Annotated in this window: 14 protein-coding genes; 9 read left to right on the top strand and 5 right to left on the bottom strand. The window is 72.3% G+C overall.

The window, feature by feature from the left end:
* Positions 1 to 25 precede the first annotated feature (25 nt).
* The gene (locus tag AB5L52_RS24775; protein ID WP_351028819.1) at positions 26 to 691 is read right to left on the bottom strand and encodes a bifunctional DNA primase/polymerase; all 666 of its coding nucleotides are present in this window, start codon (positions 689 to 691) and stop codon (positions 26 to 28) included.
* A 265-nt stretch (positions 692 to 956) separates the two neighbouring features.
* Here AB5L52_RS24775 and AB5L52_RS24780 point away from each other — a divergent pair, with 265 nt between their 5' ends.
* The gene (locus AB5L52_RS24780) at positions 957 to 2,342 is read left to right on the top strand and encodes a transcriptional regulator (RefSeq protein WP_369366247.1); all 1,386 of its coding nucleotides are present in this window, start codon (positions 957 to 959) and stop codon (positions 2,340 to 2,342) included.
* 211 nt (positions 2,343 to 2,553) lie between these two features.
* Positions 2,554 to 4,230, top strand: a complete 1,677-nt coding sequence (locus AB5L52_RS24785; protein ID WP_369366249.1) for a hypothetical protein — start codon at positions 2,554 to 2,556, stop codon at positions 4,228 to 4,230.
* A gap of 48 nt (positions 4,231 to 4,278) precedes the next feature.
* On the opposite strand, the gene AB5L52_RS24790 is transcribed toward AB5L52_RS24785, so the two are convergent.
* Entirely contained in the window at positions 4,279 to 5,604 is a 1,326-nt protein-coding gene (locus AB5L52_RS24790) for an ABC transporter substrate-binding protein (RefSeq protein ID WP_351028824.1), read from the bottom strand.
* Between the two features lie 171 nt (positions 5,605 to 5,775).
* On the opposite strand from AB5L52_RS24790, the gene AB5L52_RS24795 reads away from it, so the two are divergent.
* Together AB5L52_RS24795 and purU are read left to right on the top strand one after the other, a co-directional pair.
* Positions 5,776 to 6,222, top strand: a complete 447-nt coding sequence (locus AB5L52_RS24795; protein ID WP_351028826.1) for a hypothetical protein — start codon at positions 5,776 to 5,778, stop codon at positions 6,220 to 6,222.
* Positions 6,223 to 6,278: 56 nt separating this feature from the next.
* Positions 6,279 to 7,157: a formyltetrahydrofolate deformylase gene (gene purU, locus AB5L52_RS24800; RefSeq protein WP_351028828.1), complete on the top strand. Its 879-nt coding sequence runs from the start codon at positions 6,279 to 6,281 to the stop codon at positions 7,155 to 7,157.
* 55 nt (positions 7,158 to 7,212) lie between these two features.
* On the opposite strand, the gene AB5L52_RS24805 is transcribed toward purU, so the two are convergent.
* Together AB5L52_RS24805 and AB5L52_RS24810 are read right to left on the bottom strand one after the other, a co-directional pair.
* The gene (locus AB5L52_RS24805) at positions 7,213 to 7,725 is read right to left on the bottom strand and encodes an EF-hand domain-containing protein (RefSeq protein WP_351028829.1); all 513 of its coding nucleotides are present in this window, start codon (positions 7,723 to 7,725) and stop codon (positions 7,213 to 7,215) included.
* 221 nt (positions 7,726 to 7,946) lie between these two features.
* Positions 7,947 to 8,327, bottom strand: coding sequence for an STAS domain-containing protein (locus AB5L52_RS24810; protein ID WP_369366252.1), 381 nt, complete (start codon positions 8,325 to 8,327; stop codon positions 7,947 to 7,949).
* Positions 8,328 to 8,664: 337 nt separating this feature from the next.
* On the opposite strand from AB5L52_RS24810, the gene AB5L52_RS24815 reads away from it, so the two are divergent.
* From AB5L52_RS24815 to AB5L52_RS24825, 3 genes are read left to right on the top strand one after another with little or no spacing between them, the layout of a single operon-like run.
* Complete coding sequence (locus AB5L52_RS24815; protein ID WP_369366254.1) at positions 8,665 to 9,234, top strand: sigma-70 family RNA polymerase sigma factor; 570 nt, start codon at positions 8,665 to 8,667, stop codon at positions 9,232 to 9,234.
* Positions 9,231 to 10,721: a zf-HC2 domain-containing protein gene (locus tag AB5L52_RS24820; protein WP_369366255.1), complete on the top strand. Its 1,491-nt coding sequence runs from the start codon at positions 9,231 to 9,233 to the stop codon at positions 10,719 to 10,721. The genes AB5L52_RS24815 and AB5L52_RS24820 overlap by 4 nt, the downstream gene beginning before the upstream one ends.
* A 58-nt stretch (positions 10,722 to 10,779) precedes the next feature.
* Positions 10,780 to 10,935 (top strand): hypothetical protein, encoded by a 156-nt coding sequence (locus AB5L52_RS24825; protein ID WP_369366257.1) that lies wholly within the window; start codon positions 10,780 to 10,782, stop codon positions 10,933 to 10,935.
* 16 nt (positions 10,936 to 10,951) lie between these two features.
* Here the strand turns inward: AB5L52_RS24825 and AB5L52_RS24830 are convergent, their stop codons facing one another.
* Positions 10,952 to 12,466: a class I adenylate-forming enzyme family protein gene (locus AB5L52_RS24830; protein WP_369366258.1), complete on the bottom strand. Its 1,515-nt coding sequence runs from the start codon at positions 12,464 to 12,466 to the stop codon at positions 10,952 to 10,954.
* A gap of 113 nt (positions 12,467 to 12,579) precedes the next feature.
* Between AB5L52_RS24830 and AB5L52_RS24835 the strand changes: the two genes are divergently transcribed.
* Complete coding sequence (locus AB5L52_RS24835) at positions 12,580 to 13,773, top strand: amidohydrolase family protein (RefSeq protein ID WP_369366259.1); 1,194 nt, start codon at positions 12,580 to 12,582, stop codon at positions 13,771 to 13,773.
* Positions 13,773 to 14,906 (top strand): acyl-CoA dehydrogenase, encoded by a 1,134-nt coding sequence (locus tag AB5L52_RS24840; protein ID WP_369366260.1) that lies wholly within the window; start codon positions 13,773 to 13,775, stop codon positions 14,904 to 14,906. The genes AB5L52_RS24835 and AB5L52_RS24840 overlap by 1 nt, the downstream gene beginning before the upstream one ends.
* Position 14,907 lies beyond the last annotated feature (1 nt).

Here is a 14,907-nt window from a genome sequence, read left to right on the forward strand (position 1 = left end):
GCGGCTGACGCCGCGTGGGCGCACGTCAGCGATCCCGGCCGCACGCGTAGGCAAGCGGCGAGATCAGTTCCTCCGCATCCGGCAGCCACCGATTCGCCGGGGTGGGCCGGCAAGCCCACTGCACGGCCCCACGAGACCCGAACCGAGTCGGCGGAGCGGCCACATACGCCCCCTCGCCCAGCGCCACCAGATCCAGGGACGCGAGCGACCACCCGAGCTTGCGCACCAGATCCGGCACCTTCGCGGACCCGCCCGGCAGCACGAAGAACTGCATACGCCGGTCGGGAGCCAGCGTCACCGGCCCGAGTGTCAGCTCCATCCGCTCCATACGGGCCAGCGCCAGGAACCCGGCGCTCTCCGGGACGGACAGCGCGTCGAAGGTCCGCCCCGTCGGCAGCAGGATCGACGCCGTCGGCTGCTTCTGCCACATCCGGCGCGCGACGGTCGCGCTGCCCGTCGCCTGCGTCGCCCAGTCGGGGCGCGCGGGGTGCGCACCCGGCGCAGGGCAAGAGGCATCGCCGCACGAGCAGCGCTGCATTCCGGCGACCGCTTCCAGCCAGGTGCCCGGGGACACGTCCCAGTGCCGCTCCTCGGCGTAGCGTACGGCCGTCTCCAGCAGCGATTCCCCGCGCTGCTGCGGAATCTGACCGGCAATCTGACTGTTCTGGGCGCCCGCGATCGTCTCTTCCACGCTCCTCTCAACTCCCACGCCCACCTGGAGTTACGGCTGGGGCATGCGCGGGGGTGGAGCATCGATTCCGCAGTCGGGGCGCATGGATGCACGTCCGGGGGCGCGCAGGGGGAAGTACGGGGTGAGGTGGGTAGCCAGGGGAGGGGTTGCATCCGCCGCTACCCCGGCAAACGGCACATGTCGCGCATTGGCGGTATGTCAGCTGGGCAGTGGTCTTCCTGAACTGATCGTCTGCTCCAGGGGATCGCAACGCAGGGGGTAGCACATGGCCGCAAGGCCTCTCGTGGCGAGGCAGCCGAACGAACGGCTGCAGGCACTCATCCAGGAAGCGGGGTGCTCCAACGCCGGGCTGGCCCGGCGGGTCAACATGTGCGGCGCCGAGCACGGGCTCGACCTGCGCTACGACAAGACGTCCGTGGCCCGCTGGCTGCGCGGACAGCAGCCGCGGGGCCGGGCCCCGGCGATCATCGCGGAGGCGCTCGGGCGCAAGCTCGGCCGTACGGTCACGATCGACGAGATCGGCATGGCCAACGGCAAGAACCTCGCCTCGGGGGTCGGTCTCCAGTTCTCGCCGACGGTACTGGGGGCCATCGAGCAGGTCTGCGAGCTGTGGCGCAGTGACGTGGGCCGGCGGGACTTCCTGTCCGGCTCCTCCGTCGCCGCCTCCGCGCTGGTCGAGCCCAGCCGGGACTGGCTGATCTCGGCGCCGGACGCCCAGGTGGCCCGGCAGGCGGGCCCGCGCGTGGGACAGGCCGACGTGGCGGCCGTACGGTCCATGACCCAGGCGTTGACCGAACTGGACCACCAGTTCGGCAGCGGGCATGTCCGCCCCGTGGTCGTGCACTACCTCAACAGCGTGGTCTCCGGGCTGCTCGCGGGCTCGTACCGGGAGACGGTCGGGCGGGAACTGTTCGCCGCGGTCGCCCGGCTGACCGAGCTGGCGGGCTACATGGCCGTGGACACCGGGCAACCGGGGCTGGCCCAGCGCTACTACATCCAGTCGCTGCGGCTCGCCCAGGCCGCCGGGGACCGGGGCTACGGCGGTTACGTCCTCGCCGCGTCCATGAGCCACCTCGCCGCGCAGCTCGGAAACCCCCGCGAGATCGCCCAGTTGGCGCGGGCGGCGCAGGAGGGGGCGCGCGGCCAGGTGACCCCGCGCGTGGACGCGATGTTCCACGCGGCGGAGGCGCGCGGGCACGCCCTGCTCGGCGACGTACGCGCCGCACAGGCGTCCACCGGGCGGGCGGTGGCGGCAATGGAGCAGGCGGACGACTCCTCCGGCGACGACCCGGTGTGGATCCGGCACTTCGACGAGGCCTATCTGGCCGACGAGTTGGCGCACTGCCACCGCGATCTCGGGCAGCCCGAGCAGGCGGCCCGGTACGCCGAGCGGTCGCTGGCCGGGCATCCCGAGACCCGGGCCCGCCGCCGCGCCATCGGCTATGTGCTGCTCGCCACGGCCCAGGTGCAGCAGCGGGAGATCGAACAGGCCTGCAACACCGGTCTGAAGGCGGTGGAGCTGCTGGAGACGCTCCGCTCCAACCGGGGCGCCGAATATCTGGAGGACCTGCAGCAGCGCCTGGAACCCTTCCGGGAGGAGGCGGTGGTAAGGGAGTTCGGGGCGCGCCTCGATCTCCAGCAGGCAGCCTGAACACCGGCCCCGCGGTTGCGTGAACACCAGGCGAACGGCATCCGGAGGCGCGCGGGGGCGCACGAGGGTGCCATACAACAGCGCGCCGCGGGACGGTTTTGTTACCGCTGTCACAGGCAAAAACATCGCGCCCTGAGCTGCCTCGCACCTGGCTCGGGGGACCCGGTAGCGTGAGCCCGATTCACAAGGTCCCCCATTAGTAGGAGTCCCGGTGACGCAGAGTGGACAGGGCGAGGAGGCCGCGGCCCAGCCCGCGCGCGAAGGCATCGTGCTGCCCTCCGACGGAGGCGAGCCCTTGCTGCCGGGCATGACCGGCGCGCCCGCCCCCGCCGCCCCGGCCGGCGGGCAGGCCTGGGGCGGTTCGTGGGGGCCCGAGCAGCAGCCGCCGCAGTCGGGCCAGGGCTGGCCCCCGGCGGCGGCCCAGCAGTGGCAGACTCCGGACGCCCCGGGCGGGCAGCCGTCCGCCGGGAACCCCGGCCCGCTGCCCCCGGAGGGCACCCCGGCGGCCTCGTCGTACGGCCCGGCCCCGTCGTACGACCAGCACGGCACCCAGGGTGCGGTCCAGGACGGCGGCTACGGCGCCGGTCAGCAGCCCGGGTACGGCGCGGCACCCGACCCGTACCAGCAGCACCAGTCGCAGCACGAGCAGCAGCAGTACCCCCAGCCGCCCGGCTCCGCCGCGCCGCTTCCGGCGGCCTCCGCGGCTCCGCCGCCGCAGGCGCTGCCGGGCGCGTATCCGCCTGCCCGCGCCCCGCTGCCCCCGGCGGCCGACGGCGCCGCCCCGTACCTCCCGCCGGTCCCGGCCGCCCCCGCGCCGTCGGCCGCCGAGGGCGCGACGCAGTACATACCGCCCGTACCCGCCGTCCCGGCCGACGAGGGCGCGACCCAGTACATCCCGCCGGTGGCGGCCGGCGCCCTGCCGCCCGAGTCGGCCGGCGAGGAGACGCGCTACCTCGGCCACGCGCCCCGGCAGCAGGCACCGGCGCCCGCGTCGTCCGACGCGGAGGCCACCCAGTACATCCCGCCGTACGCCGCCCAGGCGCAGGGCGGGGACCGGCAGCCGCCGGCCGAGTTCGACAACCTCTTCCGCGGCGGCCCGGCGGGCGGTGACGGCCCGGCCGGATCCACCCAGCAGCTGCCGCGCCTCCAGCAGCCGGACGCCCGCCCCGGCGCCGCGCAGCCGCCGTACGGGCGGCAGCAGCAGCCCGCGTACGGCGCGCCGCAGCCGTCGTACGAGCCCGCCTACGACGACGACCCGCCCCGCGGCAAGTCGCGGGTACCGCTGATCGCCGCCATCGGCGTCGGCATCGTCGTCGTCGGGGTGGGCGCCGGTGTGCTGCTCAGCGACGGCGGCGGCACGGACCAGGGCAATGACGGCAAGACCGTCGCGGCCACGTCCCCGGTCCCCGGGGGCTCCGCCGCGGGCGGCGATGCCGCCCGGGCGCAGGCGGTCGAGCTGGACAAGCTGCTCTCCGACAGCGGCAGCAGCCGCGCCTCCGTGATCAACGCCGTGGCCGGCGTCAAGCAGTGCGAAAACCTCGACGGGGCCGCCTCCGACCTGCGCGCCGCGGCCAGGCAGCGGGGCGACCTGGTCACCCGGCTCGGTCGGCTGTCCGTGGACAAGCTGCCGGACAACGGCGCCCTCACCGCCGCGCTGACCAAGGCATGGCAGGCGTCCGCCGCGGCCGACAACCACTACGCGGCCTGGGCCGACCAGGCCAAGCAGCCCAAGGTCTGTCGCAAGGGCCACGCCCGCAGCACGAAAGAGGCCGAGGCCGGCAACCGGGAGAGCGGGAACGCCAGCGCGCAGAAGGTGAAGGCGGCGGCGCTGTGGAACGCGATCGCCCAGAAGTACGGACTGACCCAGCGCCAGCCCACCCAGCTGTGACGGCAGGCGCCGGCGCCACCGGCCGCCGGACCGGCGCCGGTGCCGGCGTCACTGCACGTCGGCGCCGTCCAATGTGCCGGTCATGTCGCTGATGCCGGTCCGTCCCCCGATGCCGTTGCGGGCCGCGACCAGCTGGCCGTCCTGCACCACCTGGAGGGTGACGTCGGCGTTGACCATCCGCGGGAAGCCGACCGAGGCGAGCTTGCCCTCGTAGGGCCACTGCAGGGTCGGGGTGAGACCGCCGGTGGAGACCCGCAGACCGCCGTCGAGGGTCTTGCGCACACTGTCGGCGGACACGTCGCCGTCGCCGATCTTCTCCAGGGCGGCCTTCAGCACGGTGTAGGCGATCCAGGTGGTCTGCACTCCGGCGTCCGCGGGGTCGATGCGGTTGTCGCCGAAGGCCTCCTCGTTGATCACCTTCTTCATCGCGTCCCAGCGGGCATCGGACGCCGGCGGGTACCAGCCGGTGATGTACGCCCCCTCGTACGGCCCGGACGCGCCGCCCGTGGCGTTGATCACCGTCTGGTCGACATTGCCGAGCACGGTCCCGAGCCGTACGGCGGGGTAGGTCTCGCGGGCCCGGCGGAAGGAGTCCATGAAGGTGTCGGTGCGGTCCCCGAGCGCGGGCACCACACAGCCCTTCTTCAGCGCGCCCTTGGTGGCGCCCGCCAGCGCCTGATTGGACTGGTCGCTGTACTCGGTGGCGTCCTCGGCGGCGAGATGGTCGTCCGCGTTCGCGTGCCCGCCCGCCTTCAGCCCGGAGTCGAGCAGCACCGGCAGCTGGTCGCCGGCGATGCTGTCCGGGCGGACCAGGGAGACGTTGCCGCAGGCGGCGGCGAGGGCCTTGCCGAGTCCGGCCAGCAGGGCGGGCTGGCCGCCGTTGACCGGGTACGACAGCTGGCCGGTGAACTCGGAGTTGGTGACGCCGTAGCCGCCTATGTAGGGGATGCCGGCGCCCTCCAGCGGGGCGAGGTAGGAGTCGCCGAACTGGCTGTAGGAGCCGACGACGGCGACCACCTTCTCGTCGGCCGCGCGCCGGGCGCACTTGGCGGCGGCCACGGCGTCGTTGTGGTCGTTGCAGGTCAGGACCTCAAGCTTGTGGCCGTTGATGCCGCCGTGCGCGTTGATCCACTTGGCGTAGGCGAGGGCCATCGCGGGCATGCCGGGCTTGTTGGTCGAGTTGGTGTCCTCCGGCGCCCAGGTCATGACCTTGACCGAGTCGTCCCCGGAGCCCCCCGTGGCACCGGGGATGACCCCGCATCCGGCGGTGAGCGACGCACAGAGGACCACGGCGCCCGCGGTCAGGGCGGTGGCTCTGCCGGAGCGGGAGGCGGAGTGGAGGAAGGTACTGATCGTGCGTCGCCGGCCGGTCATGCCTCCGCACGATTCCCTCACACCGCGAACCGAGGAGTGACCTCGGGTCAATGAAAGGTGACGCCCGGGTGAATTGCGGGGGTCGGTGAGGCCGGTGTGACGGGGAACGTACGATCGACGACTGTGCAAGGTTCGGAGAACTCTTCCCGTCGCGGCCGTCGCTCCTCCACCATGGGCGGCATGCCTCTAAGCGACATGCCGTGGTGGCGCTGGCGCAGCAATGTGCGCTCGGCGCTGCACATGCTCTCCGACCAGGACTTCCAGCGGAACGTCTGGCTGGCCGGCGTGGACGGGTACGGCGACGTCACCGACGCCGTCTACCGGCTGGTGGAGGACACCTGGCTGGACAACTGGTCCGCGGAGAAGTACGTCGGCACGATCTTCCGCGACTCGCAGGAGGCGGCGCTCGTGGACACCGCCGTGCTGCGGGTGCTGCGGATCATGCACCAGGTCGGCCCCGACGCGCCGGTCGCCGCGTACCTCGAGCACGAGGGGTGGCCGGACGCGGTGCGGGCGGCGCGGGACGCGCACATACGGCTCGCCACGAGTGACGGCGAGGATCCCGGCACACCGCCGCGGAGCCTGGAAGTACTGCAGATCATGACGCGGACGGCGTAGTCCCGCCTTGCGGAACGAGCACCCGCGGCGGCCGCCGCCATGAGAACCTGTAGCGCATGAGCGAGCAGTCCGCGGCCGCCGCACCGGCCGACCAGTACGTCCTCACCCTCTCCTGCCCGGACAAGCAGGGCATCGTGCACGCCGTGTCGAGCTACCTCTTCATGACCGGCTGCAACATCGAGGACAGCCAGCAGTTCGGCGACCACGACACGGGTCTGTTCTTCATGCGCGTCCACTTCTCGGCCGAGGCGCCGGTGACGGTGGAGAAGCTGCGGGCGAGCTTCGCGGCGATCGGTGACTCCTTCCACATGGACTGGCAGCTCAACCGGGCCGACGCGAAGATGCGGATCCTGCTGATGGTCAGCAAGTTCGGGCACTGCCTGAACGACCTGCTGTTCCGGGCCCGGATCGGCGCGCTCCCGGTGGAGATCGTGGGCGTGGTCTCCAACCACACCGACTTCGAGGAGCTGGTGGGCTCCTACAACATCCCCTTCCACCACATCCCGGTGACGAAGGACACGAAGTCGCAGGCCGAGGCCCAGGTGCTGGAGCTCGTCCGTGAGGAGGGCGTCGAGCTGGTCGTCCTCGCCCGCTACATGCAGGTCCTCTCGGACGACCTGTGCAAGCAGCTCAGCGGCCGGATCATCAACATCCACCACTCCTTCCTGCCGAGCTTCAAGGGCGCGAAGCCCTATCACCAGGCGCACGCGCGCGGTGTGAAGCTGATCGGCGCCACGGCCCACTATGTGACGGCCGACCTCGACGAGGGGCCGATCATCGAGCAGGAGGTCGAGCGGGTGGCGCACGACGTGACCCCGGACCAGCTGGTGGCCATCGGGCGCGATGTGGAGTGCCAGGCACTGGCGCGGGCCGTGAAGTGGCATGCGGAGCGGCGCATTCTGCTCAACGGGCGCCGTACGGTCGTTTTCGCCTGACAGCGGTAGCGGCTGCGCACGTAGCGGCTGCGCAGTCGCGGCTGCGCAGTCTCGGCTACTCGGCGATGGTGAAGTAGCGGGCGATGGCCGGGACCAGGTCGGCTTCCGTGATCGTGCCGTCGGTGTCCGCGTCCAGGGACTCGGCCGCGGTGCGAGCGGTGTCCGGCTGGACGTGAAGGGCACGCAGGACGCGGGCCGTGTCGGCGACGCTGATCCGGCCGTCCCCGTCCTCGTCCGCCACCGCCAGTGCCGCGTGCAGGAACGGGCGGGCGATCTCGGCGAAGCGGCCCGGGTTGTCGCGCAGCCGCTTGACCGCGCCGGTGACGAACTCCTCGCGGGTGATGCGCTGGTCGCCGTCCCGGTCCGCGATGCCGGCCATGCCCTGCCAGAACGCCTCCGCGCCGGCGTACAGCGCCTGCCCCTTGTCGGAGCGTGCGGTCACGGTGAACTCGGCGAGGAGCGCCTTGGCCGCCGCGCTGAAGTCCTCGCGGTCGATCCAGCCGTTGCCGTCCTGGTCGAAGGTGGCGAACCGGGCGGCGATCCTGCGCTCGTACTCGGTGCTGACCATATGTGTTCGGACCGCCTTACGTGTGCGTCGTACGGGTGGGGCGTACGTGTGCGTGACTCACCTGGCAGGGAGCGTATGACGCGGGTGGCCGTCGGACGGCGGAAATCCGGCGGTTGTGCCAAGACCGGGGGAATTCTGCGACAACCGTGTGGCCTTGTCGCGAAGAAGCGGGCTCCGGTCGGGCGGCGCTGGGTCGGGCGGTGCGGCTCGGGCGGCGCGGGTCAGGCGGAGAGCGGGCCCGCCTCGTCGGCCGTCGCGGTCTCCAGGTCGGGCCGGACGTCGAAGAGCCGGCGTACGCCGAGCGCGCCGAGGACCCGGTTGACATGCGAGCCGTCGTCGGCACCCCGGTCCGGCAGGATGAGCCGGAGCCGGCCCTGACAGGAGCGGATCAGCCTGCGGGCGGCGACGAGGACACCGACCCCGCTGGAGTCGCAGAAGAACACGTCCGAGAGGTCCACGACGAGGCTGTGGTTCCCCTCGGCGACGACGTCGTGCACACGTTGACGCAATATCGGCGAGGTCATCAGGTCCAGTTCCCCGGACACCCGGAGCACGGCCCACTCGCCCTGTTCGACGCCGGTCACGCTGAATGCCACGGCCATGCCCCTCCGCTCGCCGGAAAGCCCGGAACCGCCCGGAAACGGAAGCAGTTCCTACGTTTGCTTCCTGCGCGGCTGCCCAGCGGCGGTTCCCTGAAACGTCGAGCGGCAAACTGGACGTGATCGACAAGAGGCTTGTTTCGGTCACTACCGATCCTGTTCGATCAGAGATGCACACTCCTTACGTGAAGGTTATGTGAAAGGGGCACTATCACCTGCGGCGCATCGAGGGGCGCACATTGACACAAAGGGGCGTGCACTGTCAGAGGTGCCGACTACATTCGAGAAGACGGTGCAGACAGGCTGGACGGGCCGGACACGGGTGAGGGGAGGGAACCGCGTGGCCAAGAAGGACATACCACCCCGCTGGGACCGCAAGATGCAGCAGCGGCTCGCCCGCGGCGAGGCGGCCGCCCTGGGCGAGCTGTACGACCGGTTCGCCTCGCTCGTGCACGGCCTCGCCCACCGCGTCCTCGGTGACGAGAAGGCCGCCGACACCCTCACCCGCGAGGTCTTCACCCACGTCTGGGAACACCCCGAGACCTACGACCCGAAGCAGGGCCCGCTGCGCACCTGGGTCGCCGGGGTCACCCACCGGCTCGCCGTGCAGCGGCTGCGCGCCAGCGAGACCGCCGCGCTGCCGGCGGGCGGCGGCTCCCTGGCGGAGCTGGAGCGCAAGGTGCGCCACGCCTCGGTCGCCGCCCGCGCCGACTACATCGTCCACTCCATGCCCACCCCGCTGCGCGCCGCCCTCGACCTCGCCTACTTCCAGCGCCGGGACTACCGCCAGACCGCCGTCGACCTCGGCGTCACCGAGGACGAGGCCCGCCGCCGGCTCCGCCTCGGCCTGCAACTGCTCTCCACCGCCCACGACGCCGGGACACCGCCGGACCACGGAGGTGCCGGGTGAGCGGAGCGGGACGGTTCGAGGCACATGACGACCACGAGCGACGGGGCGAAGAACAAGGACACGGCGAAGGACACGGCGAAGGGCACGGCGCCGGACAGGGAGACGAGGGGCGCGAGGGGCCGCCGTACGGGGACCACGCGGGGCACGCGGGTCCCGGCGGCCGGGAGGGACACGGCCGCTTCGGCGACGGTGCCGGCGGCGGCTCGGGGCGGACACCGGCCGGGACCGGCGGGCCCGAGCCGGACGGGCCGCCGCGCATACCGACACCCCGCGCCTCCGTCGAGGACACCGGGCGTCCGCTGCCCGACCTCGCCGACCTCGCGCCCGTGCCGCTCGACCTGCCGCACGACGTCCTGAAATCACTGCTCGGCGCCTGGGCGCTGGCCGCCTGTTCGGCCGCCGAGACGGCGGCCGTCGAGGAGCATCTCGGCTCCTGCGGAGGCTGCGCCGACGAGGCCCGCCGGCTGCGCGAGGCGGTCGGCCTGCTGCACCAGCCGGAGAGCCTCGACCTGGACCCGGGGCTGCGCACCCGCGTCCTGGAGAGCTGCCTGGAGCGCCGGCCGCCGCGCATCCCCGTCCCGGACTGGGCGGCGGCGTACGATGCCGAGACCGCGCGCCTCGACGCCCTGCTGCAGGACATCGGGGACGCGGAGTGGCATGCGCCGGTGCGGCTGCGGTGGTTCGAGGCCGACGGGGCGAGAAGCCGGCGCACGACCGTGGCCGGGGTGATCGCCCATCTGCTGTCCGTGGACGGGCTGATCGCGGTTGCGCTCGGCCTGGAGGACCCGCTGGCCGAGGTCACCGGAGCGGCGGACCAGAAGCCGGACCGGGACCGCAAGCCGGACCGGCGGGCACCGGGCCCGGCCGAACGCACCGAGGCGTTCTGGCGCACCTCCCACTTCCCGCCGACCCGTTCGGTACGGGGACCCTGGCGGGAGCAGAGCCACAGCCTGGTGCGCACGGTGTGCTTCACCGGCGGCCACACCGGCGGACTCACCGTGTCGTACGGCGACTTCGAGCTGCCGCTGCACGACGCGATGCTGGACCGCGCCTTCGCCTGCTGGGTGCACGCCGAGGACATCGCGGAGGCGGTGGACTATCCGTACCGGCCGCCCGCGCCGCGGCATCTGAACAAGATGATCGACCTCACGGCCCGCATGCTGCCCACCGCGCTGGCCAGACGCCGGCAGAGCGGGCTGGCGGCCCCGGCGCGCGGCCGCCACCTCGGCCTGGCCGGCGAGCCCGGCCGCAGCTTGCGCCTGGAGATCGAGGGCGCGGCCGGCGGCGAGTGGCTGATCCCGCTGGACTCACCTGCGGCGGTCGCCTCCGCGGACCTTGAGGTGGCCCATGTGGCGCTGGACGACACGGAGTTCTGCCAGTTGGCCGCGGGCCACATTCCTCCGGAGGAGGCCGCGGTGGGACAGGTCGGCGACCGGGAGGCGATCAGGGACGTGCTGTTCGCCACGGCGGGGTTGAGCCGGATGTAGCGGCGGGCCCGGACGGGACACGCGGCCGCCGGCGCGCCGTCGTCACGAGCGGCCCACGGTGCCGCGACAGCGCGCCTCGCTCATCGAGCCCACCGCGGCCCTGCGCACCCTGGAACGCCTGGAGCAGAACCTCGTACAGGCCGCCGCAACTTCCGCCGCAACGTCCGCCGCCACTTCCGCCTCCACTTGCGCGGACACGATCAAGGAGCGGTGACGGCTGCCCGACTGGCCTAGGGAAACGGTCGTGAAAACCGCTCCCTCAGCTTGTACTTGAGCACCTTGCGCAGCGTGTCGTTGCGCGGCAGCGCCTCCACCACCTCCAGCCGTTCCGGCAGCTTGTGGACGGACAGGCCCGCCGAGCGCAGGTAGGAGACGATCTCCGGCAGCGTCAACCCGCCCGCGCCCGGCGGCTGTTCCAGCACCGCGCAGACCAGTTCCCCGCGCTCGGCGTCCGGCAGGCCGATGACCGCCGCGTCCCCTATCGCGGGATGGGCGGCGAGCAGGTCCTCGATCTCCTTGGCCGAGATGTTCTCGCCCTTGCGGATGATCACGTCCTTCAGCCGGCCCGTCAGGACCAGGTGGCCGGAGTCCGTCACCCGGCCCAGGTCGCCGGTGCGCAGGAAGCCGTCGGCGTCGAAGGCGGCGGCCGTCTGGGCGGGGTCCAGGTAGCCCTGGCAGACGGCCTCGCCGCGCAGCCGTATCTCGCCGTCCACGATCCGGATCTCCATGCCGGCCGGCGGGCGGCCCTCGGTCGTCGCCAGGTGCTCCGGGGTGTCCCGCGGATCGCCCATGGTGATCATCGGGACCTCGGTCATGCCGTAGCCGTGGGTGAGCTGGACCCCCATCTCGCGGACCACGGAGTGGTACACCTCGGGCGGCTTGGGCGCGCCGCCGCCCGCGAGCAGCCGGAGGGACGGGATCACCTTCTCGCCCGGCTGCTTGCGCTGCTCGGTCAGGAACAGGGAGTAGAAGGCCGTGGAGCCGCCGGCCACCGTCACCCGGTGCCGCCGGTACTCCGGCAGCGCGTCCGGCAGCGCGAAGTGCTCGAACATCACCGCCGGGAAGCCGTACAGCAGCAGCATCACCAGATAGTCGGGGCCGCCTATGTGGGCGTACGGGAAGGCGATCGAGCCCACGTCGTCGGCCGTCAGCCGCAGTGCGTGCGCCAGGCAGGAGCCGCCGGCGATCAGGGAGCGGTCGGTGTGCAGCACGCCCTTGGGGTCGGAGGTGGTGCCCGAGGTCCAGTAGATCCAGCGGACCGAGGTGCCCTCGGCGGGCGGGGCGGGGAGCTTCGACGGGTCGCCGTCCGGCAAGGAGCCGTCGTCGTACGCCTCGAAGATCCCCCTCGCGCCCAGGCGGCGGGCCATCTCCGTGTGGTCGTGGCCGCGCCACACGCCCGGCACCGCGAAGAACTCCGCCTTCGACTCCCGGAGCGCGAAGCCGACCTCCCGGTCCCGGTAGAAGGGGATCACCGGGGACTGCACGGCGCCCAGGCGGGCCAGCGCGAAGGACAGCAGGGCCGTCTCGATGCGGGTCGGCAGCTGCCAGGCGACCACCGTGCCGGGGCGCACCCCCCTGTCGTACAGGCCGGCCGCCACCCGCTCGGCACGCGCGCGCAGTTCGCCGAAGGTGAGCCGGCGGTCGCCCTGGAGGAGGACCGGGCGGTCGGGCGTCAGGGCGGCGCGGCGGACGATCAGGTCCCACAGGGTGCGCGCGGAACTCAGGGAATGCGGAGTCTCGTTCACGTAGGCCCCCTGACCGGCTTGGCTGACGAACCGTCAGGTGCCATGCTATCTGACGGGTCATCAGATAGGTACGGTCCGAGCACCGCCCGGCGGAGGGGAACGCGAGGGGAACCATGACCGAACTGCCCCGCATCATCAGCGTCGACGACCATGTGATCGAGCCCGCCCACCTCTTCCGGACCTGGCTGCCTGCCAGGTACCGGGACCGTGGGCCCCAACCGCTGACCGCCGGCATCGGGGAACTGGCCTACGTCGGCGGCAAGTACCAGATCACCATGGACCCGGCGGGCCAGCCGACGGACTGGTGGATCTACGAGGACCTGAAGTTCCCGTACAAGCGCAACATCGCCGCCGTCGGCTTCGACCGGGACGAGATGACGCTGGAGGGGATCACCCGGGAGCAGATGCGGCCCGGGTGCTGGGATCCCGTCGAGCGCCTCAAGGACATGGATCTCAATCACGTCGAGGCGAGCCTCTGCTTCCCGACCTTCCCGCGCTTCTGCGGGCAGACCTTCGCCGAGGCGCACGACAAAGAGGTCGCCCTCGCCTGTGTGCGCGCCTACAACGACTGGATGGTGGAGGAGTGGTGCGGGGGCAGCGGGGGCCGGCTGATCCCGCTGTGTCTCATTCCGCTGTGGGACGTCGGCCTGGCCGTCGCCGAGATCCGGCGCAACGCCGCGCGCGGGGCGCGGGCGGTGACCTTCTCCGAGATCCCCACCCACCTCGGACTGCCCTCCATCCACTCCGGCTACTGGGACCCCTTCTTCGCCGTCTGCCAGGAGACCGGCACCGTCGTCAACATGCACATCGGCAGCAGCTCCCAGATGCCGGCGGCCTCCCCGGACGCCCCGCCCGCCGTCCAGGCCTCGCTCAGCTTCAACAACGCGATGGCCTCGATGATGGACTACCTCTTCAGCGGGGTCCTGGTGAAGTTCCCGCAGCTCAAACTCGCCTACTCCGAGGGCCAGATGGGCTGGGTGCCGTACGCCCTGGAGCGCGCCGACGACGTGTGGGAGGAGCACCGGGCCTGGGGCGGGGTCAGGGACCTGGTCCCCGAGCCGCCCTCGACGTACTACTACCGGCAGATCTTCTGCTGCTTCTTCCGTGACAAGCACGGCGTCGCCTCGATCGACGTCGTCGGCCGCGACAACGCCACCTTCGAGACCGACTACCCGCACGTCGACTCGACCTTCCCGCACACCAAGGAGGTCGCCCTCGACCATGTGAAGGGCCTGGACGACGAGACCGTGTACAAGCTGATGCGGGGCAACGCCATCCGCATGCTCGGCCTGGACCTGGACCGCTAGTGGATCTCTCGTACACGCCGGAGGAGGAGGACTTCCGGGCCCGGCTGCGGGACTGGCTCGCCAAGGCGCTGCCCACCCTGCCGGCCAAGCCGTCCCCGGCCGACTGGCCCGGCCGGCGGGCCTACGACCTCGGCTGGCAGCGGATGCTGTACGACGCCGGGTACGCCGACGTCCACTGGGACGCCTCGCCGACCACCCGGCTGATCTTCCTGGAGGAGACGGAGCGTGCGGGGGCGCCCTACGTGGGGGCCAACTTCGTCGGGCTGCTGCACGCCGGGCCGACCGTCGCCGCCGAGGGCACCGCCGAGCAGCGGGCGCGCTGGCTGCCGCCGATCCTGCGCGGCGAGGAGGTGTGGTGCCAGGGCTTCAGCGAGCCGGGCGCCGGCTCCGACCTCGCCGCGCTGCGCACGCGCGCGTGGCGCGACGGCGACGACTACGTGGTGAGCGGGTCCAAGATCTGGACCTCGCATGCCGAGGTCGCCGACTGGTGCGAACTGCTGGTCCGCACGGACCCGGACGTGCCCAAACACAAGGGCATCACCTGGCTGGCCATGCCCATGGACGCCGACGGCATCACCGTACGGCCGCTGCGCACGCTCGCCGGGTCGGCGGAGTTCGCCGAGGTGTTCCTGGACGAGGTCCGGGTGCCGGCCGGCAACCGGGTCGGCGCGGAGAACGACGGCTGGCGCGTGACCATGGTGACCCTGTCCTTCGAGCGCGGCACGGCCTTCGTCGGCGAGGTCGTCGCCTGCCGCCGGGTACTGGCCGAACTCGCCCGCGCCGCACGGGAGAACGGCTGCTGGGACGATCCCGTGCTGCGCCGCCGGCTCGGCCGGCTGGAGGCGGAGTTCCGGGCGCTGTGGCGGCTGACCCAGTGGAACGTGAGCGAGGCGGAGGCGAACGGCGGGGTGCCGGGGGCCGGGGGCTCGGTCTTCAAACTCCGCTATTCGCACGCCCGCCAGGAGCTGTACGACACGGCGGCCGACGTGCTCGGCCCGGCCGCCCTCGACCTGGACCGGCCGTGGGTCCTCGACCGCCTGTCCGCCCTGTCGTACACCATCGCCGCCGGGACCTCGCAGATCCAGCGGAACATCGTGGCCGAGCGGATCCTGGGTCTGCCGAAGGGGAGATGAG

The organism is Streptomyces sp. CG4 (assembly GCF_041080655.1).
Classification (GTDB): domain Bacteria; phylum Actinomycetota; class Actinomycetes; order Streptomycetales; family Streptomycetaceae; genus Streptomyces.

Bases quoted from the DNA above. Each gene is read 5' to 3' on its own strand.
- AB5L52_RS24790 (WP_351028824.1), bottom strand. From the start codon at position 5,604: ATGACCGGCCGGCGACGCACGATCAGTACCTTCCTCCACTCCGCCTCC.
- purU (WP_351028828.1), top strand. From the start codon at position 6,279: ATGAGCGAGCAGTCCGCGGCCGCCGCACCGGCCGACCAGTACGTCCTC.
- AB5L52_RS24810 (WP_369366252.1), bottom strand. From the start codon at position 8,327: ATGGCCGTGGCATTCAGCGTGACCGGCGTCGAACAGGGCGAGTGGGCC.
- AB5L52_RS24835 (WP_369366259.1), top strand. From the start codon at position 12,580: ATGACCGAACTGCCCCGCATCATCAGCGTCGACGACCATGTGATCGAG.
- AB5L52_RS24795 (WP_351028826.1), top strand. From the start codon at position 5,776: ATGGGCGGCATGCCTCTAAGCGACATGCCGTGGTGGCGCTGGCGCAGC.
- AB5L52_RS24780 (WP_369366247.1), top strand. From the start codon at position 957: ATGGCCGCAAGGCCTCTCGTGGCGAGGCAGCCGAACGAACGGCTGCAG.
- AB5L52_RS24805 (WP_351028829.1), bottom strand. From the start codon at position 7,725: ATGGTCAGCACCGAGTACGAGCGCAGGATCGCCGCCCGGTTCGCCACC.